This is a genomic window from Escherichia sp. E14S1, from assembly GCF_004211995.1.
In the GTDB taxonomy this organism is placed as follows: domain Bacteria; phylum Pseudomonadota; class Gammaproteobacteria; order Enterobacterales; family Enterobacteriaceae; genus Escherichia.
In genome coordinates this window covers 14,964-41,908 of sequence record NZ_RHJQ01000016.1, presented here as the reverse complement: position 1 = coordinate 41,908, position 26,945 = coordinate 14,964, and the positions used below count along the sequence as shown (strand labels likewise).

The following is a 26,945-nucleotide window of genomic DNA, read 5'->3' as shown; positions in this document are numbered from 1 at the left end:
AAAGATGCGCTACATACAAGTGTAGCACCGTTTATTCTCTGTAAATTCCTTATTACGACGGCTTGAAGCGCCTGTCAGGATTCAATTTACGTTTTGCATTAACGTCAACGTTTCACCACAACACTGACATCGCTCCAGCAAGGATGTTAGGATGGACCACGGATGATAATGACGGTAACAAGCATGTTAGACAATGTTTTAAGAATTGCCACACGCCAAAGCCCACTTGCACTCTGGCAGGCACACTATGTCAAAGACAAGTTGATGGCGAGCCATCCGGGATTAGTCGTTGAACTAGTACCGATGGTGACGCGCGGCGATGTAATTCTTGATACGCCGCTGGCGAAAGTAGGCGGAAAAGGCTTATTTGTTAAAGAGCTGGAAGTCGCGCTTCTGGAAAACCGCGCCGATATTGCCGTACATTCGATGAAAGATGTGCCGGTTGAATTCCCGCAAGGTCTGGGGCTGGTCACCATTTGCGAACGCGAGGATCCGCGTGATGCCTTTGTGTCCAATAATTATGACAATCTGGATGCGTTACCGGCTGGCAGTATCGTCGGGACTTCCAGCTTACGTCGCCAGTGCCAACTGGCGGAACGCCGCCCGGACCTGATTATCCGCTCTCTGCGTGGGAACGTTGGAACACGCCTTAGCAAGCTGGATAACGGCGAATACGATGCCATTATTCTTGCCGTGGCTGGATTAAAACGTTTAGGGCTGGAGTCCCGCATTCGCGCTGCACTGCCCCCAGAAATTTCTCTTCCGGCAGTCGGACAAGGTGCCGTAGGTATTGAATGCCGCCTTGATGATACGCGTACCCGCGAGCTTCTTGCCGCACTTAATCACCATGAAACCGCGCTACGCGTCACCGCTGAACGTGCGATGAATACCCGTCTGGAAGGGGGTTGTCAGGTGCCGATTGGCAGCTATGCCGAACTTGTCGACGGCAAAATCTGGTTGCGTGCGCTGGTCGGTGCGCCGGACGGTTCGCAGATTATTCGTGGTGAACGCCGCGGTGCGCCGCAGGATGCCGAGCAAATGGGGATTTCACTGGCGGAAGAGCTACTGAATAACGGCGCACGGGAGATTCTCGCTGAAGTCTACAACGGAGACGCGCCAGCATGAGTATCCTGGTCACCCGCCCATCTCCAGCTGGAGAAGAGTTAGTGAGCCGTCTGCGCACACTGGGGCAGGTGGCCTGGCATTTTCCGCTGATAGAGTTTTCCCCGGGTCGGCAATTACCACAACTTGCCGACCAGCTATCAGCACTTGGTAAAGGCGATCTATTGTTTGCCCTTTCGCAACACGCCGTTGCTTTTGCCCAATCACAACTGCATCAGCAAGCTTTTAAATGGCCATTACTTGCTGGTTATTTCGCCATCGGCCGCACCACTGCGCTGGCGCTGCATACCGTGAGCGGGCACCAGGTTCGTTATCCGCAGGATCGGGAAATCAGTGAAGTCTTGCTACAATTACCGGAATTACAAAGTATTGCGGGCAAACGTGCGCTGATATTACGTGGCAACGGCGGTCGTGAGCTGATTGGAGAAACTCTGACGGCACGCGGTGCTGAAGTCACTTTTTGTGAATGTTATCAACGGTGCGCCATTCATTATGACGGTGCAGAAGAGGCGATGCGTTGGCAATCCCGCGAGGTGACGACCGTCGTTGTTACCAGCGGTGAAATGTTGCATCAACTCTGGTCATTGATCCCACAATGGTATCGTGAGCACTGGTTACTACGCTGTCGGCTTTTGGTCGTCAGTGAGCGTTTGGCGAAACTCGCCCGGGAACTGGGCTGGAATGACATTAAGGTCGCCGATAACGCTGACAACGATGCGCTTTTACGGGCATTACAATAACTCTCATAACAGGAAGCCATAATGACGGAACAAGAAAAAACCTCCGCCGTGGTTGAAGATACCAGGGAGGCCGTGGACACCACGCCACAACCTGTCGTTGCAGAAAAGAAGAGTAAGAATAGTACCGCTCTGATTCTCAGTGCGGTGGCTATCGCCATTGCTCTGGCAGCAGGCGTCGGTTTGTATGGCTGGGGTAAACAACAGGCCGTCAGTCAGACTGCCACCAGCGATGCCCTGGCGAGCCAACTCACGGCACTGCAAAAAGCCCAGGAAAGCCAAAAAGCGGAGCTGGAAGGCATTATTAAGCAACAGTCTGTACAGTTAGAGCAGGCGAATCGACAGCAAGAAACGCTGGCAAAACAGCTGGATGAAGTCCAACAAAAGGTCGCTACCATCTCTGGTAGCGATGCCAAAACCTGGCTTCTGGCACAGGCGGACTTTCTGGTAAAACTTGCCGGACGTAAACTCTGGAGCGATCAGGACGTCACCACCGCAGCAGCGTTACTGAAAAGCGCTGATGCCAGCCTGGCAGATATGAATGACCCCAGCCTTATTGCTATTCGTCGGGCAATTACCGATGATATCGCCAGCCTTTCTGCGGTAACGCAGGTGGATTATGACGGCATTATCCTCAAGTTGAATCAGCTCTCTAATCAAGTGGATAACCTGCGTCTGGCCGACAATGATAGCGACGGTTCGCCAATGGATTCCGATGGTGAAGAGCTTTCCAGCTCCATCAGCGAATGGCGCGTCAATCTGCAAAAAAGCTGGCAGAGTTTTATGGACAACTTCATTACGATTCGCCGTCGTGATGATACTGCCGTACCGCTGTTAGCGCCGAATCAGGATATCTATCTGCGCGAAAATATTCGTTCCCGTCTGCTGGTCGCCGCACAAGCAGTGCCGCGTCATCAGGAAGAGACGTACCGCCAGGCGCTGGAGAACGTCTCCACCTGGGTTCGTGCTTATTACGATACTGAAGATGCCACCACCAAAGCGTTTCTCGACGAGGTGGACCAGTTAAGCCAGCAAAATATCTCGATGGATCTCCCGGAAACACTGCAAAGCCAGGCGATGCTGGAAAAACTGATGCAGACTCGCGTGCGTAACCTGCTGGCACAACCGGCAGCAGGGGCAACGGAAGCTAAACCTGCACCTGCACCTGCACCGCAAGCTGATGCCCCGGCAGCCGCGCCGCAAGGAGAATAACCATGCTAAAAGTGTTATTGCTCTTTGTGTTGCTGGTTGCGGGGATCGTGGTCGGCCCGATGATTGCCGGTCATCAGGGTTACGTACTGATCCAGACCGACAACTACAATATCGAAACCAGCGTGACTGGCCTGGCGATCATTTTGATTCTGGCGATGGTCGTGCTGTTTGCCATTGAGTGGCTACTGCGGCGGATCTTCCGCACCGGCGCGCACACCCGGGGTTGGTTTGTCGGACGTAAGCGTCGCCGCGCACGTAAGCAGACTGAACAGGCACTGCTAAAACTAGCGGAAGGCGATTATCAGCAAGTTGAAAAGCTGATGTCAAAAAATGCCGATCACGCTGAACAGCCGGTGGTGAACTACCTACTGGCTGCCGAAGCCGCACAACAACGCGGGGATGAAGCGCGCGCCAATCAGCATCTGGAACGCGCAGCGGAACTTGCGGGCAACGACACTATTCCGGTGGAAATCGCCCGCGTTCGCCTGCAACTGGCGCGTAATGAAAATCATGCGGCACGCCACGGCGTGGATAAGTTACTCGAAGTCACACCACGCCATCCGGAAGTGCTGCGTCTGGCAGAACAAGCGTATATCCGTACCGGCGCGTGGAGTTCACTGCTGGACATCATCCCGTCAATGGCGAAAGCCCACGTTGGTGATGAAGAACATCGCGCAATGCTGGAACAACAGGCATGGATTGGTCTGATGAATCAGGCACGGGCCGATGACGGCAGCGAAGGTTTACGTAACTGGTGGAAAAACCAAAGCCGGAAAACGCGTCATCAGGTGGCTTTGCAGGTGGCAATGGCGGAACATCTTATTGAATGTGACGATCATGATACTGCCCAGCAAATTATCATCGACGGCCTGAAACGCCAGTATGACGATCGCCTACTGCTGCCGATCCCACGACTGAAAACCAACAATCCGGAACAGCTTGAAAAAGTGCTACGCCAGCAAATCAAAAACGTCGGCGATCGCCCGCTGTTGTGGAGCACGCTGGGTCAGTCACTGATGAAGCACGGCGAATGGCAGGAAGCATCGCTCGCCTTCCGCGCGGCGCTGAAACAACGCCCGGACGCCTACGATTACGCATGGCTTGCCGACGCGCTGGACAGACTGCACAAACCAGAAGAAGCCGCATCGATGCGCCGCGACGGCTTGATGTTGACGTTGCAGAACAACCCGCCGCAGTAATTTATATCGCCTCGTTCAGAGGCGATATTTTTTTACAAGGATGTCAAAAATGCACATGCCTTCCCGCTACCTTTTCCGCTTGCCATCGCCTGAAAGTAATCCTGTTCGGGTAAGGTTGTTACTCTGCTTTTTGATATGTGCTGCTCTGGCTGGCGTAGGCTGGCTGACTATTTCCTTCGTGCGTACGGGCAACACCTTCATCTTCTGGTTATCACTTTTTATTGTGTCTCTGATAGCCGCCGCGAAGCAGGATAAAATCAAGCTCCTCGAGAAACGCCGAATCATGGCCGATAAACGTCAGGGGCTTTCCATTTGTCAGTTTGCACGCCAGTTTAACCCTCGTACCGTAGATACATGGATCATTCGGGCTGTGTGGAATACCTTGCAAGAAAACGGCTATATCGGCTACCCACTGCCACTTAAAGCCGACGATAAACTGGACGAAGATCTGGATTTGGTAAACGATGCCGTTGAGTTAGAAGAGCTGGTCGAAGATATCGCCGCTCGCTGCGGACGCGATTTAACCGGAATAGAGAATAATCAGTTTCTTCCCATCGTCACGGTAGGCTCTCTTGTAAGGGTGCTAAATGCACAACCAATGACGCAAGAGCGACGTAGCCTGTTGTTTATTCAGCCATAAAAAAACGCCTGCTCTTATTACGGAGCAGGCGTTAAAACAGGTCTGTATGACAACAAGTGGGTGCTTCACTCAACGTTGTGTCCATGGTGTCTGATGAGGCATAAGCGACATCTGTCAGTGGACGATAAGCACCGTAAACGGCTCTGCGTCATTCCTAAGTTTATGAGGCACTAAGGCGAACATAAGAGATGGAATGAGCATCTACCCAATTATTATGCCATACAGGCCCGGGAAATAACATCCTTTAATACTTGTTATGAGAAAATTCTGCAATCCAGGTTTCTTTCATTCGCAATAATTACCTGAGTAAATATTATCCAGCACCTTACTCTCTTTAATTATAAATACTGTGAATTGTTAAAAATATTCAATAACCAATATATATATTAATTACACTCCTAATCAAAAACAGCATCAATAATCAACACTATACAATAAACCTGCCTTACATATCCCCCGCACCAGGGGTAGGATTGAAAACGCTCTCCTGATCTTTCGATTCATTCTCATGGCAAATAAATAATATATTTTCATCATAATTATTTATATACCCATTTTATCAGGGAGAGGGATCTCAATTATCAATGCTTAATTACGTCATCCATTTAATGACATGAAACCGGAGCATTTTGCATGGAAATTTCGTTTTCACCCAAACTACTGGTGATCGCAATCGCCGCCGCTATTCCTTTGCTGGCCAGTGCTGCAGATACCCCGTCAACCGCTACCGCGCGCGAAGGTTATGCCGGGTATGATCACCCTAACCAGTACCTAGTTAAACCGGCGACCACCATTGCCGATAATATGATGCCTGTGATGCAGCATCCGGCACAGGATAAAGAAACCCAGCAGAAGCTGGCGGAATTAGAGAAAAAGACCGGTAAGAAACCGAACGTGGTTGTTTTCTTACTGGATGACGTGGGCTGGATGGATGTCGGCTTTAATGGCGGTGGCGTGGCGGTAGGTAACCCAACGCCAGATATTGACGCCGTTGCCAGCCAGGGATTGATTTTAACCTCTGCATATTCTCAACCAAGTTCTTCCCCTACCCGCGCCACCATTCTCACCGGACAATACTCCATCCACCACGGCATTCTGATGCCGCCGATGTACGGGCAACCGGGCGGTCTGCAAGGGTTAACCACCCTGCCGCAATTGCTGCACGACCAGGGTTACGTCACCCAGGCTATCGGGAAATGGCATATGGGGGAAAACAAAGAGTCGCAGCCGCAGAACGTCGGCTTTGATGATTTCCGTGGCTTCAACTCAGTGTCCGATATGTATACCGAATGGCGCGATGTTCACGTCAACCCGGAAGTCGCCCTGAGTCCGGACCGTTCTGAATACATCAAGCAATTACCATTTAGCAAAGATGATGTTCATGCTGTACGCGGCGGCGAACAGGAGGCCATTGCTGACATTACGCCGAAATATATGGAAGACCTGGATCAACGCTGGATGGAATATGGCGTTAAGTTCCTCGACAAGATGGCGAAGAGTGATAAACCTTTCTTCCTCTATTATGGCACTCGCGGCTGCCACTTCGATAACTACCCGAACGCCAAATATGCGGGTAGCTCTCCGGCACGCACCTCGTATGGTGACTGCATGGTAGAGATGAACGATGTGTTCGCTAATCTCTACAAAACGCTGGAGAAAAACGGTCAGCTGGATAACACGCTTATTGTCTTCACCTCCGATAACGGTCCGGAAGCCGAAGTGCCTCCGCACGGTCGCACACCGTTCCGTGGAGCGAAAGGATCTACCTGGGAAGGCGGCGTTCGCGTTCCGACTTTCGTGTACTGGAAAGGCATGATCCAACCGCGTAAATCTGACGGTATTGTTGATCTGGCAGATCTCTTCCCAACAGCACTGGATCTGGCGGGGCATCCTGGGGCGAAAGTTGCGAATTTAGTGCCGAAAACCACCTTTATCGATGGTGTAGACCAGACATCTTTCTTCCTGGGAACAAACGGCCAGTCTAACCGTAAGGCCGAGCACTACTTCCTCAACGGCAAACTCTCTGCTGTGCGTATGGATGAGTTCAAGTATCACGTCCTGATTCAGCAGCCTTACGCTTATACCCAGAGCGGGTATCAGGGTGGGTTCACCGGCACGGTAATGCAAACAGCCGGATCGTCGGTGTTTAACCTCTACACCGATCCACAGGAAAGCGATTCTATCGGCGTGCGCCATATCCCGATGGGAGTACCACTGCAAACCGAAATGCACGCGTATATGGAGATCCTGAAGAAATATCCTCCACGCGCGCAGATTAAATCTGACTAATCCGGCGCTATCGCAGTGATCTGCCTTTGCCGGATGCGATGTTGACGCATCTTATCCAGCCTACAGAACACTGCAATTTATTGAATTTGCACGATCATGTAGGCCGGATAAGGCGTTTACGCCGCATCCGGCAATCAACCGCAGGCGGCCACAAAATGGCCGCTTTTTTACTTATTCACCACCATCAAATGCGCCTGCATAATGTCGCTGGCCGGACGACCGTGCGCCAGCAAATCAGCCATTGCTTTAAGATACGGCGGTAGATGGCGGAAATAACGCTGATACCCGGCACACAAATAATTCAGCCCCGGTTTTCCGCTGGTATCGAGCATGAAGCGGTGTTTCGGGCAGCCTCCCCAGCACGCTTTTAACACGTTACAACTGCGACACTGCGCCGGTAACTGCTTAAATTTATCTTCACCAAAAGTCTGCTGCTGCGGAGAATCTACCATTTCTGCGATGGTCTGCTGAAGCATATTTCCCAGTCGATATTGCGGATAAACATAGTGATCGCAGGCGTAAACGTCGCCGTTGTGCTCAACAATCATCGAGCGCCCACAGGTTGGCTGATGATGGCAAACCGCACCCGACGCACCGACAAAATTGGCAAACGCCCATTCGATATTCATCACGAAAATCTTGCCGACGTCGCGTTTGATCCAGTGGTCGAATATCGCCACCAGAAACTCACCGAACTCATCGGGGCGTACCGACCATTCCGTCAGGTCGCCCTGAATATCGCCGGGCGCATGTAGTTTCAGTCCATCGCGGGCAGCTGTTTCATCAGCCAGGCGCTCGACCACCGGAATAAACTGGATGAATTCGACTCCCGCATCGCACAAAAAATCATAAACCTGCAACGGTTGCTGCGCGCTGGTGCGGTTGACGCAGACCAGCACGTTATAGTCGACATGATGCTTTTGCAGCAGCATCAGGGCACGCATCACCAGCTTATGCGTTGGTCTGCCACCTTTGGTCACGCGATATTGATTGTGGATCTCAGCCGGACCATCCAGAGATAACCCAATAAGAAAATGATTTTCTGCCAGAAATGCACACCATTCGTCATCGAGCAGCACACCGTTAGTCTGGAAGCTGTTACTTACCTTCCTGCCAGTACCGTATTTCGCCTGTAACTTTACGGCACGGCGGTAAAACTCCAGCCCCATCAGCGTTGGCTCACCGCCCTGCCAGGTAAAAGCGACTTCGTTTTGTGGTTCGCTGGCGGCGATATAGTGACGGACATACGCTTCCAGCGTGTCTTCGTCCATATGCGTGACTGGCTTTTCACGGTAAAGGGATTGTTTTTCGAGATAAAAACAGTAGTCACAGTTCAGATTACAATCGGAACCGCTCGGTTTCGCCATCACGTGAAACGCACGCGTTGGAATCTGTTGCAGCATGGTCGCTCCTTGCCTGAAGTCATCCTTCAATAAGTTAAGGGCGAAATCATACCGTGTGGCAATGAGTTACTACGGGCGTTTATTGCGAAGGGAGAGTGATGAAATGCACAGAAAACAAAAAACCCCGCCGAAGCGGGGTTCAAAATTGGTCGGCGAGAGAGGATTCGAACCTCCGACCCACTGGTCCCAAACCAGTTGCGCTACCAAGCTGCGCTACTCGCCGAAATACTGCTTTTTGAATTTTTAGTTCAATTCTTTAAAGTCGTGGTGCGAGGGGGGGGACTTGAACCCCCACGTCCGTAAGAACACTAACACCTGAAGCTAGCGCGTCTACCAATTCCGCCACCTTCGCATTGTCACAACTTCTAATAATGGGGTGGCTAATGGGATTCGAACCCACGACAACTGGAATCACAATCCAGGGCTCTACCAACTGAGCTATAGCCACCACTACAAATCTTGTTACGCGGTATTACTACCACCGCAGCTCAAGCGCCGGGACTAAATGGCGCGCCCGACAGGATTCGAACCTGAGACCTCTGCCTCCGGAGGGCAGCGCTCTATCCAGCTGAGCTACGGGCGCTTAGCGCCGTTGCGGGGGTGGATAATACGGACTTCCCCCCCCTCTGTCTAGTCCCTTTTTAAATAAAATGCGCGTTTGGTTACGGTTTGCGCGCTTTGCTGCTTATTTCTCCAGTTTATGCGCTTTACCGTGGCGATTAAGGCCAAAAACTTTATAAATCGCCGTCACCGCCAGCATGAAGATGATGCCGACAAACAGCGACATACGGGTATCTTCATTAAAGTACATACCGATCAAAACGCAAATCAGGAATGCCATTGTTACGTAGTTGGCCCACGGGAACAGGATTGAGCGGAACGGATGGCTGGCAATCGCCGCTTTGTGTGCACGACGAAAACGCAGCTGGCTTATCAAAATCACAAACCACGGCACCATGCCCGGAAGCACGCTGGCACTGTAAACGTAGACAAACACGCGCTGTGGGTTAGGGATGATGTAGTTCAGGCATGAGCCAATTAGCAGGATGACAATGGATACCGCCACTCCTGCAACCGGCACACCGTGACGGGAAACTTTCGCCATCGCCGCCGGTAACTGACGGTTTTTCGCCAGCGCGTAGAGCATACGTCCGCAACTGTACATGCCGCTGTTACAGCCAGAGAGCGCAGCCGTCAGCACCACAAAGTTGATAATGCCCGCCGCTGCGGTAATGCCGATTTTGGCGAAAGTCAGTACAAACGGGCTGCCGTTGCTGCCTATTTCATTCCATGGGAAGATGGTGACGATAACGAAAATCGCGCCTACGTAGAAAATCAGGATTCGCCACAACACCTTGCCTACGGCACTGCGCAGCGTCACCTGCGGATTCTTCGCTTCACCGGCAGTAATGCCAATCAGCTCCACGCCCTGGTAGGACGCCACCACAATACACAATGCGGTCAGGAAACCTTTCCAGCCACCCGCAAAAAAACCGCCATGCTCTGTGAGATTGCTAAAACCAATCGACTGCCCGCCGTTGCCAAAGCCAAAGAAAATCACGCCCAGACCAATGACAATCATCACGATAATCGTGGTGACTTTGATCATCGCGAACCAGAACTCGATTTCACCGTACAACCGCACCGCTGCCAGATTCGCCAGTGCCACCAGCGCCACTGCGATCAATGCGGGTATCCACTGCGCCATCTCCGGGAACCAGAACTGGACATAAACGCCAATGGCGGTGATTTCTGAGATCCCCACCGCCATCCACATAAACCAGTAAGACCAGGCAGTGAGATAGCCAAAGAACGGGCTCATGTAACGATGCGCATAAACGGCGAACGAACCGGTAACCGGTTCGAGGAACAACATTTCGCCCATTGAACGCATGATGAAAAAGACGAACAGCCCGGCGATGATATAGGCCAACAATACGGATGGCCCGGCCCATTTCAGGGTACTGGCGGCCCCCATAAACAGGCCGACGCCAATGGTGCCCCCCAGGGCGATGAGTTCGATATGTCGAGCTTCCAGCCCACGCTGTAGCTCTGGTTTGTTATCTGCCATAAATCCTCGTGTTGTGTTTGCATGCTTTCCGGTGTTACCGGTTATCGTTATGGGTACATCGAGTGTTGCGAATGTTTTCGTAATTCAGGAGAAATGGCAAATAAAGCATTAAAAATTTGAATGCTTTGTGTAATAAAAAGACAGGCAGGCGACGAAGTGACCACTCCGTCGCTTTACAGAGAGAGGAAAATCAGAGATCGCCGGTGTAATGCCAGCGTAAATAACGCAGCAAACGAAGCTGGCGCTTAATGCGACTCGGCTGCGAAAGCAGTCTATAAAGCCACTCCAGTCCCAGTTTTTGCCAGATTTTCGGCGCGCGTTTTACGTGACCGGTAAAGACATCGTACGTTCCACCAACGCCCATATACAGCGCATTAGGGTGCACCAGGCGGCAGTCGCGCATGAAGATCTCCTGCTTTGGTGACCCCATTGCGACAGTGACAATTTGCGCACCACTGGCGTGAATACGCTCAAACAGCGCCTGACGCTGCTCGGGTTTAAAATAACCATCCTGGCTGCCAACGATATTCACATTCCACTGGTCGCGCAGTTTAGCTTCGGTCTGCGCCAGCACATCAGGTTTACCGCCCACAAGAAATACCGGCGTCCCTTCCTTGCCTGCGCGCGCCATTACTTCTTCCCAGAGATCGGCACCGGCAACGCGGGAAACCTGTGCCTGCGGGTACTTTTTACGCACCGACCGCACAACGCTAATGCCATCGGCATATTTAAATTCGGCAGCGTTAATTAACTCCCTGACCTCGACGTTATCTTCAATGGTCAGCATTTTTTCGGCATTAATGGCAACCAGCGTTCCCTGCTTAAGCTGCCCATCAGCGAACAGATAATCGAGGGCATGCTGCATATCACGCCAACCGATCAACTGTAAGCCACGCAGCGTATAGGTCGGTGCCGTGGTGGTGTTATTCATTGTTATCCTTCAACCTGCGTCCGGAGCGATGATTTTATTCGTTTATGAACGAGTCCGGCGCTATCAAAAAGCCAGTACAGCAGTTTTGCAATCATCAGGCTTGCGCCGAAGACCACGATAAAAAAGACGACACGCGAGACAAACGAATCCAACCCTTCGCGCGCCAGCACGATCATATTGAAGATCGCCCCGAAGCAGAAACTGTGGAGAATCGCAGCCTTATAGCGATTAGTTTCGCGGTTGCCCAGCTCATACAACCAGTCGAACCACTTGATGATCAGACCAACCACAATCGCCCCGAGCGGGATGAACAACGCGCCGCCCATAACAACCAGTGAACCTATAAGCGTAGGCGAGATCGCCAGCCCGGAGTGGTTATTCAGCACTTCCCAGGTAAAGTAGTTGGCGGAGTTCAGCACCATACTCGGGCGACCCGGCCACAGCCAGGAAGGGATAAAGACATAGAAATCGCGAATAATTGGAGCCAGACCCTGGAAGTCGATGTTGTCGTAGTTCTGCAACAGCAGCGCCAGATTCTCCCACGGCGAGAAGGTATCGCGGGTGAGATAGAGAAACGTATAGAACGCCTCATCGCCGCTCACGTTCATTCCGTAGCGTTTTAGCGCCAGCCAGAACATGCCAACAATCCCCAGCACGCCCGCCGCCGCCAGCATCCACAGTGAAATCCAGCCGCGAATAATGCCGATAAACAGGAAGATAGCGAACGCGATAATGATATTGGCGCGAGTGCCGCCGACAATCATGTAAGTCAGCAAACCAAAGGCGACCGTGCTGACGAGGAAAAACAGCCACGCTTTACTGTCCTGGCGCAGAAAGTAGACCACTAACATTGCCGGGATGAAAAAGTAAAAGAAACGCTTTAACGCCACGCCTGAGACTTCGCTGGAGAAGATCTGGCTGTAGGAGTTAAGCCGGAACAGCAAAAAACCGTTATGCATGAAAAAGATGCCAACGCTCACCAGCGCGATACCCATCAGAATCACCCACGTGAGATTGGTTTCCACGCGGTTCATGGTAAACACTGGACGGCGCGGTGCATCGGCAACGCGTTTGCGTAAGCGTGTTTTGTAAGTGACGTAGTAAACTGCGTAAAATCCCCCCGCAGAAAGTAACGCCTGCAACAAGATATCTGGCGGCACCACGGCAACATCAAAGCGAAACACCAGCAAGCTGGTCAGCGGAAAGCCGAAGAAAAAGGTCAGCAAAAACAGCAATGAAAAGAAGACATTGAAGTTAAAACGCACGCTGCGAAACTCAAACCATGTCAGCGTGGCGATAAACAGCGTGCAGAGCAGCCAGACAACAAACAGGCCGCTGAATTGCAGCAGGCTCATGCGACCTCCCCGGAGGCAATAGCCAACGCCCGCTGCCAGCCTTGCAGATAGTTCGGGCTAAAGAAGGCAATGGTGTTTTTATCCACCGACGCCAGCTGGCGCTGCGCTTCATGCACAAAATCTTCGTTGAGATCGTCAGTGGTAAACAGCACCGGCAAATGCTGTTCTGTCATATCCTGCCAGAACGGATTTTCCCGGTTAAGCACACAAGGAATGCCCGCCTGAATCAGTAAGCACAGCGTACCAATGCCCTGCTGGCGGGCAAAAATAAAGTAGCCGAGATCGCACTGGCGAAGTAGTGCCAGATAGGCGTCAAATTCCAGTTTTTCGCTCAGAACTTGCAGATTTTCTTCGCTGAATAACTCGAGCCCCGCCTGACGAACTTCGTCGATATACGCTTCGTTATTAGGCGGATAGCCCATCGGTACAACCACTTTTACCGTATCACCAAACTGCTGATGAACAGCGCGCAAGGCGGCGATATGCTCATTGCTGCGATCGCCGGAGTTCCCTACCAAAATGGTCATTTTCCCTTCACGTTGCCGATCGTTCGCCATTGTATTGAGAGAAGGGTCCATCCGGGTTGGGAAGTAAATCAGTTCGCCCCGCACCTTTGGATGCGTTTTGGCAAAAAAGCTCAAGTCTCCCCGAGTGGCAAACACACAGCCCACTCGCTTTTGTGCCAGTCGGCGCAGAGGATAAAAGAGTTTATATTTCAATCCACTGGAAACTTCATAGAGATCTGCCCCCCAGATATGCCAGTAAAACTGGCTGGGCTTGATTCCGCCACTAAGCAGCGCCAGCCACAGCTTGGGATTGAACTGGCCGTGGAAGAAAAACCGTTGCTGGCGGTTAGCTTTCGCTTTAGCGATAACGGCTTCTGCCAGTGATTTTTTCCCAGGGAAAAATTGCACAGAAAGCGCCGGACAACTATCACTTAAGCCGTCGTCCTTGCCAGCAACCATAAACTCGCGCGCGTGCTCGCTCGTCGCGGCCAGCGCGTCATTGAAAAACCGCAGAACGGTTTGGTTATGGTGAGGGATATCCGATCCCAGTACGTGAATCAGTACAGTCATGCCCGCCTACGCCAGAGTAAAAACACGCCACAACAAAGAGAGAAATAGACGATATAGGTTGCCATGTAGGCCTGCGCCGCGCCCAGGGCGCCATGCACGGGGATCAACCAGTGGGCAAATACCATCAATAAAGTGAACTGGCTGACTTCCGCCAGAATATAAAAACGCAGCGACGCTTTGGCGATCACCAGATAACCAAAGACATAGGCGCCCACTTTCAACACATCGCCGACCAACTGCCAGGCAAAGAGATCCCGCATGGCGGTAAATTTATTCGACAACAGTAACCAGATGGCAAAATCACGCAGTAGCCAGACGGTGAAACTCGCTGCCGCCACGGCCGGTAAAACAAATTTCAGCGACTTCACCACTTCCCGGGTGATATCGCGCTTTTCCGTTAGCCGCGACAACGTGGGCAGTAAATACACGCTAAAGGAAGCAGTAATAAATTGCAGGTAGGCATCGGAAATACTGCTCACCCCTTGCCAGATCCCCACGTCATCCCAGCTATACTGCGCCGCCAACAGTTTACGCATCATGATGTACGCAACGGGCAAGGTCACCGACGTAATCAGCGCCATGAGCGTGAACTTACTCAACTGCCCTGCCAGACCGTTATCCCAGCTGGGTTTTAGATAGCTTAACGGGATAGCGCCACGCTTAATTAACATGACGGCGGCAGGCATTACCACCAGCGCGGGAATCAGCGCCAGACCAAGCAACGCGCCTTCATAACCGCCAAAACGGTAACTGACATAATAAGCGATAACGCCAATCAGGCTGCCGACAATCAGCGATAACGCATTACCCGCGGCATCGCGAAAGCCTTTCATCAACGCCAGCAACAGGTTGCCCCAGGCGATCCCCATTTGCACTAGCGCCACTAAACGCACCAGCCCTTGATAGTCGTTATTACCAAACAATCCCTGGCTGATTGGCGCAGCTGCCAGCACAAAGACCAGCGCCATCAGCGTGGAGAAGCCAAGCACCATCGCAGATGAAGTGCCGACCACACGGCGCAGCTGCTGCGGATTATCGTGGTACTGGGCAACGTATTTGGTTACGCCATTAAAGATGCCCGCCCCGGCAAGCACACCGAGCACGGTTATCAACTGGCGGAAATTTGCCGCCAACCCTAGTCCTGCCGGACCAAATGACACCGCCAATAATTTACCAACCAGTAACCCAGCGCCAATCTTGACCAGCGTACTGGCCGCCGTCCACAAGGATGCTTTTGCCAGCGACATATCAGGAGAAGTAGTTCAACAAGGTCGCAATCACCGTGCGCTGATTGACGGGCGACAAGTTGTAGAACAACGGCAGGCGCAGCAGGCGCTCGCTCTCTTTGGTGGTGTAGCGATCTTCACCGTGAAACTCACCAAAGCGTTCACCCGCAGGGCAACCGTGCAGCGGAATGTAATGGAACACCGCCATGATTTCCGCTTCCTTCAGGAAGCTAATCAACGCGCTCCGGTCATCAATATCCCGCAGCTTGATGTAGAACATATGCGCGTTCTGCACGCAGTCATCCGGAATCGACGGCAACTCGATACGCCCGGCTTTCGCCAGAGGTGCTAACGCATCGTAGTAGTTTTGCCACAGCGCCAGACGTTGCTGGTTGATACGTTCAGCGGCTTCCAGTTGCGCCCACAGATACGCAGCTTGCAGATCGGACATCAAATAGCTGGAGCCGATATCGCGCCAGGTATATTTATCAACCTGACCACGGAAGAACTGGCTGCGGTTAGTCCCTTTTTCACGGATGATCTCGGCACGTTCAATCAACGCCTTATCATTAATCAGCGTCGCCCCGCCTTCACCGCCCGCCGTGTAGTTTTTGGTTTCATGGAAGCTAAAGCAGCCAATATGACCAATGGTTCCCAACGCACGCCCTTTGTAAGTGGACATCACACCCTGAGCGGCATCTTCCACCACAAACAGGTTATGCTTTTTCGCCAACGCCATAATGGTGTCCATTTCGCAGGCCACGCCCGCGTAATGCACCGGCACAATAACGCGCGTTTTGTCGGTGATCGCCGCTTCAATCAGCGTTTCGTCGATGTTCATGGTGTCCGGGCGAACATCAACAAAAACAATTTTTGCTCCACGCAGCACAAAGGCGTTGGCGGTGGAGACAAAGGTGTAGCTCGGCATGATCACTTCATCGCCCGGTTGGATATCCAGAAGCAGCGCCGCCATCTCCAGAGAAGCGGTGCAGGATGGCGTCAGCAGTACTTTGGCGCTGCCAAAACGTTGCTCCAGCCACTGCTGGCAGCGACGGGTAAAACCGCCATCGCCACACAGTTTGCCGCTACCCATTGCCGACTGCATATAGTCGAGTTCGGTTCCCACCACCGGCGGTGCGTTAAATGGAATCATGTGATCACCTGTATAACCAGTACGCGGTGCTTTCTACATTCGCACCACTTTGTATGTATCGTTTAAGCGCGGCGGTGTTGCCCATCTGGGTCGCCACCCGCAATGTTGTTTTACCGCGAGCATACGCCCAGTTTAGCGCCGTTTGCATCAGTTCAGCACCTGCACCGCGTCCTGCCAGTAAACCAATGCGCGCGTCAGTGGTATTCAACTCTCGCAGAGAAACATAGCCGCGAATCTCGCCAGAAGCCGCGCGTAAAACCAGGCATTGATGATCAAAGGTGCCGCGCACGGCATTTTCAATCCACTGCGCATAAAAGCGACCGCTGGCGTCAGGCGCATACCACGGCGCACGAAAACGGCTTTGCGCGAATGCTTCACGGGCTAACTGGCGTAGTACTGGAATATCTGCTTCTTGAGCCACTTCCGCACGGCTTTCACTGACGTTGATCACGGGGAGCGCAAAATCCACTTCTCCTTCGACCAGCGAGAATCCCAGCTGTTGCAGGACATCTAGTTCTTCGGTATTGGATGCGGCAATTTTGGCCTGTACTCGTGACCACGGCGCCAAAACGCCTGGCGTCAGGAGCGGTGCGTCAGGACTAATGCGCACGATGGCGCTGTTAACGCCAAAAAAGGCGTTTTCCCAAGTTAGTGGTTCAATACTGGCGCGGACGGGCATTCTCTATCTCCCTCAACACAGTCGTTTACTGTAATCAGTATCAGCGCCAGACTCCTTTGGTATCCACCACATACTGCTGCTGAACATCATCGCCGCTAATGGCTTTAAACTGGCTGTGATCTACCAACATCACCAGCACATCTGCCGTCGCCAGCGCCTCGTCAAGCTGCGCCAGCGTGCAAAGTCCGGTCAGTTTTTTCGGCAACTGGTGAATATTAGGTTCAACAACCAGCGTTTCGCCGCTGTGCCACTGGGCGATCAGTTCAGCGATTTCCATCGCCGGGCTTTCGCGCAGGTCATCAATATTCGGTTTAAACGCCAGACCAAAGCAGGCAATTTTCAGTTCACTGGCGCGTTTATCAGTGGCAGCCAAACAATCAGCGACCGCCGCTTTCACCTGATCAATCACCCAGAAAGGTTTGTGATCGTTCACTTCACGCGCGGTACGGATAAGCCGCGCCTGCTGTGGGTTCTGCGCCACGATAAACCACGGGTCGACGGCAATGCAGTGACCGCCCACACCCGGACCAGGCTGGAGAATATTGACTCGTGGATGGCGATTCGCCAAACGAATCAGTTCCCAGACGTTAATTCCTTGCTCGGCACAAATCAGCGACAGTTCGTTAGCAAAAGCAATATTCACGTCGCGGAAGCTGTTTTCTGTGAGCTTACACATTTCCGCCGTCCGCGAGTTAGTGACGACACACTCACCTTCGAGGAAAATTTTGTACAGTTCGCTGGCGCGCGCCGAGCAAACTGGCGTCATGCCGCCAATGACGCGATCGTTTTTAATCAGCTCGACCATCACCTGGCCCGGCAACACGCGTTCCGGGCAATAAGCAATATTGACGTCCGCCTGCTCACCCACCTGCTGCGGGAAAGTCAGGTCCGGACGCATCTCTGCTAACCATTCTGCCATCTTCTCGGTTGAACCCACCGGCGAGGTGGATTCAAGGATCACCAACGCGCCTTTTTTCAGCACTGGCGCAATGGAGCGGGCAGCCGATTCGACGTAGGCCATATCCGGCTCATGATCGCCTTTAAATGGCGTTGGGACAGCAATCAGCCAGGCATCAGCCTCAACCGGCGTCGTGCTCGCTCGTAAAAAACCACCTTCTACGGCAGTTTTTACCACGCTCGCTAAATCAGGTTCGACGATATGGATTTCGCCACGATTGATGGTATCAACCGCTTGTTGGTTGATATCAACACCAATCACCTGTTTTTGCCGTGAGGCAAACGCAGCCGCCGTTGGCAGCCCGATATAACCCAGTCCGATAACAGAAATGGTCGCAAAACTCATAGTGATATCCGATTATTTTTTAACGCTTCCAAAATGCGAGAGCATGCCTGACCATCACCATACGGGTTATGGGCTCGGCTCATAGTTTGATATTCATCTTCGTCTTCTAAAAGACGCGTCACGTCCTCGACGATCCGTTGCTTATCCGTCCCCACCAGACGTACCGTACCTGCGGTCACCGCTTCTGGGCGTTCGGTGGTATCGCGCATCACCAGCACCGGTTTACCCAGAGAAGGTGCTTCTTCCTGAATGCCGCCAGAGTCAGTCAAAATCAACCAGGCATGGTTCATCAACCAGACAAACGGTAAATACTCCTGGGGATCAATCAAAATGACATTTTTCACATGCCCCAGAATGCGATTGACCGGCTCTCTGACATTCGGGTTAAGGTGTACCGGATAAACAATCTGGATGTCCTGATGAGTGGTAGCAATTTCAGCCAGCGCATGGCAAATTTCTTCAAAACCACGACCAAAGCTCTCACGCCTGTGACCGGTCACCAGAATCATCTTTTTATCGGGGTCGATAAACGGGTAATTTGCCGCCAGTTCTGAACGCAGCGTATCGCTGCTCATTACCTGGTCGCGCACCCACAGCAGCGCATCAATTACTGTATTACCGGTAATAAATATTCGGCTGTCAGCGACGTTTTCACGCAGCAAATTTTGCCGGGAAGTTTCAGTTGGTGAGAAATGGTACATCGCCAGATGCCCGGTCAATGTACGGTTAGCCTCTTCCGGCCACGGCGAATAGAGATCGCCCGTGCGCAGTCCGGCCTCAACGTGACCAACAGGAATTCGCTGATAAAACGCTGCCAGGCTGGTTGCCAGTGTGGTGGTAGTATCACCATGAACCAGCACAACGTCTGGTTTGAACTCGGCAAGAATAGGTTTTAGTCCTTCCAGAATCCGACAGGTTATCTCTGTCAGGCCCTGTCCTGGCTGCATTATGTTGAGATCGTAGTCAGGTACAATGGAAAAGAGTTTCAGCACCTGATCGAGCATCTCCCGATGCTGCGCAGTGACGCAAACTTTAGCCTCAAAAAAAGGATCTTTTGCCAACGCATGCACCAACGGCGCCATCTTGATGGCTTCCGGGCGCGTACCAAATACAGTCAGTACTTTCACATCGATTCTCTTCGAATAAGCGGCGAGCGCCTTTGCGCTCACCACAGCTGTGTTGCTATTTCGAGCAACGGCGGGTTAATGCGACACCAGCCCCGATCAGCCCCCCGACAATGCCCCACATAATCATCAGGAAGGCACGACGTGGGCTATCGCGTTTTACCGGTTCTTCCGGTGTACGCAAATAGCGATAGGTCTGAAAACGCGGATCCAGGGTTGGACCAACATTAAGGGTATTTAACATGGCCCGATTCTGATCATAGTCGAGATCAAAGGCTGGGCCGACAGCCTGTAAATTTTCCAGTCGCGCCTGGAGCATCGGACGCCCCAACAGGAACATTTCTGAATCAGGTAATTCCTCGGCTGGCACGTCTGTCGCACTGCGAGAAATATTGTGTTGCTCGGCGATTTTAAGTGCCTGTTCAATACTGTTCATCCGGCGGTCGTAGATGGACTTAGCCACTTCTTCCTGACGCTTCACCTGAGCCTTCATCTGAATAGTGCGCGCCGCCCATGCGCCTTTCAGCTCATCATTCAGATGGCTGGCTGCACGCTGGCTGGCAAAAGCAACATATTGACGAAGCAGGTTATTAGCATCGGGGGCGGTTTCGGCAACCAGCTTAACGCTGTCATTGACCGAGCGGGCGAAATCACCAGGAATAAACAGGATGTTGTTGATCATTTCATCCAGCAGAGCCGCATCGGCTTTACTGTTACCGACCATCCGCTGTTTGTAATAGTCAGTCTGCAACCAGAAATCGCGGCGGGTATCCCACGATGCCAGTTGCATAACAAACTCTTTATAGGCTTCATCCATAACCGATGGTTGGTCGGCAGGGGCCATATTTGAACGAACATCCAGGTTACGCAAAAATTGCTGCTGCGAGTAGTACCCGCCCAGCATATTCACGGTTGGACGATCGGTAATCGCCGTCGCACTCCACTCCTGACGCGCAAAAAAAGTATACGCCAACGCGATTAAGGCAAACGCCAGCCCCATGCCAATAATCCACAGCTTCCCAGCCCACAAGGTACGAAACAACCCACGAATATCCAGTTCATTTTCAGCGTCTTCGGCCGGTTTCCCAGGCATTGGTTGTGTCATCACATCCTCATTTATTTGGTTAAATTGGGGCTGCCACCACGATTTCTACGCAGTCTGCGTTTTACGCGCTTAATAAAGCGAGCAACTTTCCAGGCACGCTTAATGCAATATCCATAGAGGAAGAATGCTAGCAAAAAGAGCACCAGCATGACCCATTCCGGGACAAAATGAGAATATTCTGCCAGTACGCCAATAGAAGCGAGTAGCGCTGCAGCAAGGGTAATCAGCACAAATGCCTGGCGGGAAGTAAACCCGGCACGCATGATCAAATGGTGAATATGCTGACGGTCAGGTGAGAATGGACTCATGCCTTTACGCAAACGACGATACATAATCGCCACCATGTCCATCAGCGGGATAGCAATGATCCATAAGGCGGTAACCGGGCTGATTGGATGTGTGGCACCCTGGGTAGTTTCCAACAGGATCCAGATAACAGTAAAACCAATCAGCGTACTACCCGCATCGCCCATAAAGACTTTGTAGCGACGCCCCAGAATACCAAGGTTGAGCATGATATAAGGCAGGATGGCGGCGATCATGGCAAAGCACCAGATAGCGAGGCTGGTTTGCCCGTCGAACCACAAAATCATACCGATTGCCGCAAACGAGACACAGGATAACCCGCCCAGCAAGCCATCAATACCATCGACCATGTTGAAGGCATTAATCGCCGCCCAGACAGCAAACAGCGTCAGGAAGTAACCAAACGGTCCAAGCACCATCTCCCAGGAGCCAAAGATATAACCCAAACTACTGAGATAAAGTTTGCCGAACACCATCATAACAATGCCAACAGCTGCCTGTATGGTGGCACGGATTTTTACGCTGATATCAAAACGATCATCCAGCGCGCCAATGAACACAAGCACACCGGCACAAACGAGATAGAGAGCTGCATGTGGAATATAGTAATCGACAATTCCGAACGTGAAGCAAATCCCTGCATAAACCGAAATACCCCCAACGAGCGGTATCAATCCCTGGTGACGTTTGCGGAAGTTAGGTTTATCCACTAAACCGACTTTTTTTGCCACCTTGCGGGCAAAAAACAGAAACAGTGTCGTGAATAAAAAAATACTGATGAGATCAGTACTCACTGTCAGTAAATTCACAATGCATGCTCTCAGAGAAAATTATTAGCTGAAGTATACCCACGAAGACCTTTATTCAGAAGGGAAACTACTTTCTGAATCTCTCAGAAATGAGCAAAAATCAACCAATTGATATGTAAATCGCATAAAACACCCGCAAAAACCAGGAATTTTCACACCATCACAGGTATACCGCTAAGATTACAGATATAAAAGCAAAACGCCACGTAAACACGTGGCGTTTTGCTGTAACACTAACTTATGAGCGTTTCATCATCTCGAAGAAATCATCATTGGTCTTGGTCATCGCAAGCTTATTAATGAGGAATTCCATTGCGTCGATTTCGCCCATCGGGTGAATGATTTTGCGCAGGATCCACATTTTCTGCAGCTCTTCCTGAGTGGTAAGCAACTCTTCTTTACGAGTACCAGAACGGTTGTAGTCGATTGCCGGGAAGACGCGTTTTTCAGCGATTTTACGAGAGAGGTGCAGTTCCATGTTACCTGTACCTTTAAACTCTTCGTAGATAACTTCGTCCATTTTGGAGCCGGTATCGATTAGCGCCGTTGCAATGATGGTCAGGCTGCCGCCCTCTTCCACATTACGTGCTGCACCGAAGAAGCGTTTCGGACGATGCAGGGCGTTGGCGTCCACACCACCGGTCAACACTTTACCGGAAGCCGGTACGACGGTGTTGTAGGCACGAGCCAGACGAGTGATGGAGTCAAGCAGAATAATAACGTCTTTCTTATGCTCAACCAGGCGTTTTGCCTTCTCGATCACCATTTCCGCAACCTGAACGTGGCGAGATGCTGGTTCATCGAAGGTAGAAGCAACAACTTCACCTTTAACCAGACGCTGCATCTCGGTCACTTCTTCCGGACGTTCGTCAATCAGCAGAACCATCAGTACGCAGTCTGGATGGTTGTAAGCGATGCTCTGAGCAATGTTCTGCAGCAGCATGGTTTTACCCGCTTTTGGCGGTGCCACAATCAGACCACGTTGCCCACGACCGATAGGCGATGCCAGATCCAGTACGCGTGCGGTTAAATCTTCGGTAGAACCGTTACCACGCTCCATACGCAGACGAGAGTTTGCGTGCAGCGGCGTTAAGTTCTCAAAGAGGATTTTGTTACGGGCGTTTTCTGGTTTGTCGAAGTTAACTTCGTTAACCTTCAGCAGCGCAAAATAGCGTTCACCTTCTTTCGGCGGGCGAATCTTACCAGAGATGGTATCACCAGTGCGGAGGTTGAAACGGCGGATTTGGCTAGGAGAAACGTAGATGTCATCAGGGCCGGCGAGGTAGGAGCTGTCTGCGGAACGGAGGAAACCAAATCCATCCTGCAATATCTCCAGTACGCCATCACCAAAGATATCTTCGCCACTCTTTGCGTGCTGCTTCAGGATGGCAAAAATAATGTCCTGCTTACGCATACGAGCCAGGTTTTCCAGCCCCATATTTTCGCCGAGAGTGATCAGCTCAGAAACCGGCGTATTCTTTAATTCGGTAAGATTCATAGTGGTGTGAGTTCTTAAACTTGGGGTAAATCTCGAACTTAATGTTGTGAATGGTATGGCAGGATCATCCATGCCTGTTTACGGTCATCAACTCATGTCTTTTCGCTGTCTGGTCACAGGAGAGTACGCAGAACTGAAACGACAAGACGGATTGAGTGACGAGCCAGAAATCTGTTCACTTCGCATTTAAGAAAAACAGGAAGCGTTGGATATTACAAGATTCAAACTTAATAAGGTATGTTTAATACGAAGTCAACATTAAGTTAGCATGACTCACGCCGGGCGTCCAGTTTTTAGCGACGGGGCACCCGAACATGAAATTCCCTTACGCCAGGTTAGCGTCGAGGAACTCTTTCAACTGACCTTTAGACAGTGCGCCCACTTTGGTTGCGGCCAATTCGCCGTTTTTGAACAGCAGCAGAGTCGGGATACCACGGATGCCATATTTCGGCGCAGTGCCAGGGTTTTGATCGATGTTCAGTTTTGCAACGGTCAGTTTGCCCTGATATTCGTCAGCGATTTCATCCAGAATCGGGGCGATCATTTTGCACGGACCGCACCACTCTGCCCAGAAATCAACGAGGATCGCCCCGTCCGCTTTGAGTACATCCGTGTCAAAACTGTCGTCAGTCAGGTGAATAATTTTATCGCTCATATATAACTCCACAGGAATAAGCCTGGCGTGTTGGTTTCGTTGTTGGTGTAACATTAACCAACTAAAGGTTGACTTTATTTCACCGGATACGCTTTCGTAAAGCAATAGTAAGCTGATATTCTACCACACTATGAGCAAAACACATTTAACAGAACAGAAGTTTTCCGACTTCGCCCTGCATCCGAAAGTTGTAGAAGCCCTTGAAAAAAAAGGGTTTCATAACTGTACGCCCATTCAGGCACTGGCCCTTCCGCTAACGCTGGTGGGTCGTGACGTAGCCGGGCAGGCGCAAACTGGTACCGGGAAAACGATGGCGTTTCTGACGTCGACGTTTCATTATCTTCTCTCTCATCCTGCGATTGCCGATCGCAAGGTGAATCAACCGCGTGCCTTAATTATGGCACCGACGCGTGAACTTGCCGTGCAGATCCACGCCGATGCGGAACCACTGGCGCAAGCTACTGGCCTGAAATTGGGTCTGGCTTACGGTGGCGACGGCTACGACAAACAGCTGAAAGTGCTGGAAAGCGGCGTTGACATTTTGATTGGCACTACGGGTCGTTTGATCGACTACGCCAAACAGAACCACATCAACCTCGGCGCCATTCAGGTAGTGGTGCTGGACGAAGCTGATCGTATGTACGATCTGGGCTTTATTAAAGATATCCGCTGGCTGTTCCGCCGTATGCCGCCTGCAAACCAGCGTCTCAACATGCTGTTCTCCGCCACGCTTTCGTACCGGGTACGTGAACTGGCGTTCGAGCAGATGAACAATGCCGAATATATTGAAGTGGAACCGGAACAGAAAACGGGCCACCGCATTAAAGAAGAACTTTTCTACCCTTCTAACGAAGAAAAGATGCGTTTATTGCAAACGCTGATCGAAGAAGAGTGGCCAGACAGAGCGATTATTTTCGCCAACACCAAACATCGTTGTGAAGAGATCTGGGGTCACCTGGCGGCAGATGGTCATCGTGTTGGCCTGTTAACGGGTGATGTAGCGCAGAAAAAACGTCTGCGTATTCTTGATGAATTTACCCGTGGTGATTTGGATATTCTGGTTGCCACCGATGTTGCCGCGCGTGGCCTGCATATCCCGGCTGTGACGCACGTCTTTAACTACGATTTACCCGATGACTGTGAAGATTACGTTCACCGTATTGGTCGTACAGGTCGCGCTGGCGCAAGTGGTCATTCCATCAGCCTGGCATGTGAAGAGTATGCATTGAATTTGCCTGCTATTGAGACCTATATTGGTCACTCAATTCCGGTAAGCAAATACAATCCGGACGCATTGATGACCGATCTGCCAAAACCGCTGCGCCTCACGCGCCCGCGTACAGGCAATGGTCCGCGTCGTACTGGCGCTCCGCGTAATCGTCGTCGTTCAGGTTAAATAAAAAATGTCATACTCAAAATCATTCAAACTGTATCAAGATGGCAAGAGAATGAATCCCGACGAGCTTATTGTAGTAAGTGATTTGGGTGAAAGAACGCAGCCAACGCAGAGACAGATTGAAGGATGAAGAGTATGGGTTCCACCTCGTCGCTTTATGCCGCTATTGATCTCGGTTCGAATAGTTTTCATATGCTGGTTGTGCGCGAGGTGGCTGGCAGTATCCAGACGCTGACGCGAATTAAACGCAAAGTGCGTCTGGCTGCTGGCCTGAACAGCGAAAATGCCCTGTCTAATGAAGCAATGGAGCGCGGCTGGCAATGCCTGCGTCTGTTTGCTGAACGTTTGCAAGATATCCCTCCCTCGCAAATTCGCGTTGTCGCCACGGCGACGTTACGTCTTGCCGTCAATGCTGGTGATTTCATCGCTAAAGCGCAGGAAATCCTTGGCTGTCCGGTACAGGTCATTAGCGGTGAAGAGGAAGCACGCCTGATTTATCAGGGCGTTGCTCACACCACTGGCGGTGCAGATCAGCGCCTGGTGGTGGATATCGGCGGCGCCAGTACTGAACTGGTAACCGGCACCGGCGCACAAACGACGTCCTTGTTCAGCCTGTCTATGGGCTGCGTTACCTGGCTTGAGCGCTATTTTGCCGATCGTAATCTGGGGCAAGAAAACTTTGTCGCAGCCGAACAAGCCGCGCGCGAAGTGCTACGTCCAGTTGCCGATGAATTGCGCTATCACGGCTGGAAGGTGTGCGTTGGTGCTTCCGGCACCGTGCAGGCTTTGCAGGAAATCATGATGGCGCAGGGTATGGATGAACGCATTACCCTGGCGAAATTGCAGCAACTGAAACAGCGCGCTATTCACTGTGGCAGGCTGGAAGAGTTGGAAATCGAAGGGCTGACGCTGGAACGCGCGTTAGTATTCCCAAGTGGTCTGGCGATCCTGATAGCCATTTTTACCGAGCTGAATATCCAGTGTATGACGCTGGCCGGCGGCGCACTGCGTGAAGGCCTGGTTTACGGCATGTTACATCTGGCGGTCGAGCAGGATATTCGCAGCCGAACACTGCGTAATATTCAACGTCGCTTTATGATTGATACCGATCAAGCACAGCGTGTGGCTAAACTCGCCGCTAACTTGTTCGATCAGGTCGAAAATATCTGGCATCTTGAAGCGATTAGCCGCGATTTACTGGTCAGCGCCTGTCAGCTTCATGAAATTGGCCTTAGCGTTGATTTCAAACAAGCGCCGCAACATGCCGCTTATCTGGTGCGTAACCTGGATCTTCCCGGTTTTACCCCCGCGCAGAAAAAGCTGCTGGCGACGTTATTACTCAACCAGACGAATCCGGTCGATCTCTCATCGCTGCATCAGCAAAATGCCGTACCGCCGCGCGTCGCAGAACAACTCTGTCGTTTACTGCGCCTCGCCATCATTTTTGCCAGCCGTCGTCGTGATGATTTAGTACCAGATATTAAATTACAGGCCGATCATGAGCAGTTGACCTTAACGCTGCCACAAGGTTGGCTGATCCAGCATCCGCTGGGTACAGAGGTTATCGATCAGGAAAGCCAGTGGCAGAGCTATGTCCACTGGCCGCTGGAAGTGCATTAACGTGCAAGGTGCTGGATGCGATGCTCGCTTCTTATC

23 protein-coding genes and 4 tRNA genes are annotated in these 26,945 nt (G+C 51.6%); 8 read left to right on the top strand and 19 right to left on the bottom strand.

Going from position 1 to position 26,945, the window contains the following annotated elements; genetic code table 11:
* Nucleotides 1-183 precede the first annotated feature (183 nt).
* From hemC to aslA, 6 genes are all read left to right on the top strand, one after another.
* Nucleotides 184-1,125 carry a hydroxymethylbilane synthase gene (hemC, locus tag D9734_RS17995; protein WP_130209422.1) on the top strand — a complete coding sequence of 314 codons (942 nt, stop codon included), beginning with the start codon at nt 184-186 and terminating at the stop codon, nt 1,123-1,125.
* Nucleotides 1,122-1,862 carry a uroporphyrinogen-III synthase gene (gene hemD / locus D9734_RS17990; RefSeq protein WP_130209420.1) on the top strand — a complete coding sequence of 247 codons (741 nt, stop codon included), beginning with the start codon at nt 1,122-1,124 and terminating at the stop codon, nt 1,860-1,862. Before hemC ends, hemD begins: the two co-directional genes overlap by 4 nt.
* Before the next feature lie 21 nt (nt 1,863-1,883).
* On the top strand, nt 1,884-3,071 hold the full coding sequence (hemX, locus tag D9734_RS17985; RefSeq protein WP_130209418.1) for a uroporphyrinogen-III C-methyltransferase: 1,188 nt from the start codon (nt 1,884-1,886) through the stop codon (nt 3,069-3,071).
* Nucleotides 3,072-3,073: 2 nt separating this feature from the next.
* Nucleotides 3,074-4,270 (top strand): protoheme IX biogenesis protein HemY, encoded by a 1,197-nt coding sequence (hemY, locus tag D9734_RS17980; protein WP_130209416.1) that lies wholly within the window; start codon nt 3,074-3,076, stop codon nt 4,268-4,270.
* 49 nt (nt 4,271-4,319) lie between these two features.
* A complete protein-coding gene (locus tag D9734_RS17975; RefSeq protein WP_130209414.1) occupies nt 4,320-4,910 on the top strand; it encodes a hypothetical protein in 591 nt (196 codons plus the stop codon).
* A 633-nt stretch (nt 4,911-5,543) separates the two neighbouring features.
* A complete protein-coding gene (gene aslA / locus D9734_RS17970) occupies nt 5,544-7,199 on the top strand; it encodes an arylsulfatase AslA (protein WP_130209412.1) in 1,656 nt (551 codons plus the stop codon).
* Between the two features lie 167 nt (nt 7,200-7,366).
* On the opposite strand, the gene D9734_RS17965 is transcribed toward aslA, so the two are convergent.
* From D9734_RS17965 to trxA, 19 genes are all read right to left on the bottom strand, one after another.
* A complete protein-coding gene (locus tag D9734_RS17965; protein WP_130209410.1) occupies nt 7,367-8,602 on the bottom strand; it encodes an anaerobic sulfatase maturase in 1,236 nt (411 codons plus the stop codon).
* A 146-nt stretch (nt 8,603-8,748) separates the two neighbouring features.
* Nucleotides 8,749-8,825: transfer RNA gene (locus D9734_RS17960), tRNA-Pro, on the bottom strand.
* Nucleotides 8,826-8,867: 42 nt separating this feature from the next.
* A tRNA-Leu gene (locus D9734_RS17955) sits at nt 8,868-8,954 on the bottom strand.
* 20 nt (nt 8,955-8,974) lie between these two features.
* Nucleotides 8,975-9,050: transfer RNA gene (locus D9734_RS17950), tRNA-His, on the bottom strand.
* Nucleotides 9,051-9,108: 58 nt separating this feature from the next.
* Nucleotides 9,109-9,185 (bottom strand) — tRNA-Arg (locus D9734_RS17945).
* Nucleotides 9,186-9,287: 102 nt separating this feature from the next.
* On the bottom strand, nt 9,288-10,673 hold the full coding sequence (locus tag D9734_RS17940; RefSeq protein ID WP_130209408.1) for an amino acid permease: 1,386 nt from the start codon (nt 10,671-10,673) through the stop codon (nt 9,288-9,290).
* Nucleotides 10,674-10,863: 190 nt separating this feature from the next.
* Nucleotides 10,864-11,604 carry a lipopolysaccharide N-acetylmannosaminouronosyltransferase gene (gene wecG, locus D9734_RS17935; RefSeq protein WP_130209406.1) on the bottom strand — a complete coding sequence of 247 codons (741 nt, stop codon included), beginning with the start codon at nt 11,602-11,604 and terminating at the stop codon, nt 10,864-10,866.
* Between the two features lie 2 nt (nt 11,605-11,606).
* Nucleotides 11,607-12,959 (bottom strand): ECA oligosaccharide polymerase, encoded by a 1,353-nt coding sequence (gene wzyE / locus D9734_RS17930; RefSeq protein WP_130209404.1) that lies wholly within the window; start codon nt 12,957-12,959, stop codon nt 11,607-11,609.
* Complete coding sequence (gene rffT / locus D9734_RS17925) at nt 12,956-14,035, bottom strand: TDP-N-acetylfucosamine:lipid II N-acetylfucosaminyltransferase (RefSeq protein WP_130209402.1); 1,080 nt, start codon at nt 14,033-14,035, stop codon at nt 12,956-12,958. Before rffT ends, wzyE begins: the two co-directional genes overlap by 4 nt.
* Nucleotides 14,032-15,282: a lipid III flippase WzxE gene (gene wzxE, locus D9734_RS17920; RefSeq protein WP_130209400.1), complete on the bottom strand. Its 1,251-nt coding sequence runs from the start codon at nt 15,280-15,282 to the stop codon at nt 14,032-14,034. Before wzxE ends, rffT begins: the two co-directional genes overlap by 4 nt.
* Before the next feature lies 1 nt (nt 15,283).
* A complete protein-coding gene (rffA, locus tag D9734_RS17915; protein WP_130209398.1) occupies nt 15,284-16,414 on the bottom strand; it encodes a dTDP-4-amino-4,6-dideoxygalactose transaminase in 1,131 nt (376 codons plus the stop codon).
* 4 nt (nt 16,415-16,418) lie between these two features.
* Entirely contained in the window at nt 16,419-17,093 is a 675-nt protein-coding gene (gene rffC / locus D9734_RS17910) for a dTDP-4-amino-4,6-dideoxy-D-galactose acyltransferase (RefSeq protein WP_130209396.1), read from the bottom strand.
* 40 nt (nt 17,094-17,133) lie between these two features.
* Nucleotides 17,134-18,396 carry a UDP-N-acetyl-D-mannosamine dehydrogenase gene (wecC, locus tag D9734_RS17905; protein ID WP_130209394.1) on the bottom strand — a complete coding sequence of 421 codons (1,263 nt, stop codon included), beginning with the start codon at nt 18,394-18,396 and terminating at the stop codon, nt 17,134-17,136.
* Entirely contained in the window at nt 18,393-19,523 is a 1,131-nt protein-coding gene (gene wecB / locus D9734_RS17900; RefSeq protein ID WP_130209392.1) for a UDP-N-acetylglucosamine 2-epimerase (non-hydrolyzing), read from the bottom strand. Before wecB ends, wecC begins: the two co-directional genes overlap by 4 nt.
* Before the next feature lie 55 nt (nt 19,524-19,578).
* Nucleotides 19,579-20,625, bottom strand: a complete 1,047-nt coding sequence (gene wzzE / locus D9734_RS17895; protein WP_130209390.1) for an ECA polysaccharide chain length modulation protein — start codon at nt 20,623-20,625, stop codon at nt 19,579-19,581.
* A gap of 11 nt (nt 20,626-20,636) precedes the next feature.
* Complete coding sequence (gene wecA, locus D9734_RS17890) at nt 20,637-21,740, bottom strand: UDP-N-acetylglucosamine--undecaprenyl-phosphate N-acetylglucosaminephosphotransferase (RefSeq protein ID WP_130209388.1); 1,104 nt, start codon at nt 21,738-21,740, stop codon at nt 20,637-20,639.
* Between the two features lie 238 nt (nt 21,741-21,978).
* Nucleotides 21,979-23,238, bottom strand: coding sequence for a transcription termination factor Rho (rho, locus tag D9734_RS17885; protein WP_001054527.1), 1,260 nt, complete (start codon nt 23,236-23,238; stop codon nt 21,979-21,981).
* Nucleotides 23,239-23,325: 87 nt separating this feature from the next.
* A complete protein-coding gene (gene rhoL / locus D9734_RS17880) occupies nt 23,326-23,424 on the bottom strand; it encodes a rho operon leader peptide RhoL (protein WP_032145636.1) in 99 nt (32 codons plus the stop codon).
* Nucleotides 23,425-23,563: 139 nt separating this feature from the next.
* Nucleotides 23,564-23,893 carry a thioredoxin TrxA gene (trxA, locus tag D9734_RS17875; protein ID WP_064530526.1) on the bottom strand — a complete coding sequence of 110 codons (330 nt, stop codon included), beginning with the start codon at nt 23,891-23,893 and terminating at the stop codon, nt 23,564-23,566.
* Nucleotides 23,894-24,023: 130 nt separating this feature from the next.
* On the opposite strand from trxA, the gene rhlB reads away from it, so the two are divergent.
* Both rhlB and gppA read left to right on the top strand, forming a co-directional pair.
* Nucleotides 24,024-25,289, top strand: a complete 1,266-nt coding sequence (gene rhlB / locus D9734_RS17870; RefSeq protein WP_130209386.1) for an ATP-dependent RNA helicase RhlB — start codon at nt 24,024-24,026, stop codon at nt 25,287-25,289.
* Between the two features lie 135 nt (nt 25,290-25,424).
* Nucleotides 25,425-26,909, top strand: a complete 1,485-nt coding sequence (gene gppA, locus D9734_RS17865; RefSeq protein WP_130209384.1) for a guanosine-5'-triphosphate,3'-diphosphate diphosphatase — start codon at nt 25,425-25,427, stop codon at nt 26,907-26,909.
* Nucleotides 26,910-26,945 lie beyond the last annotated feature (36 nt).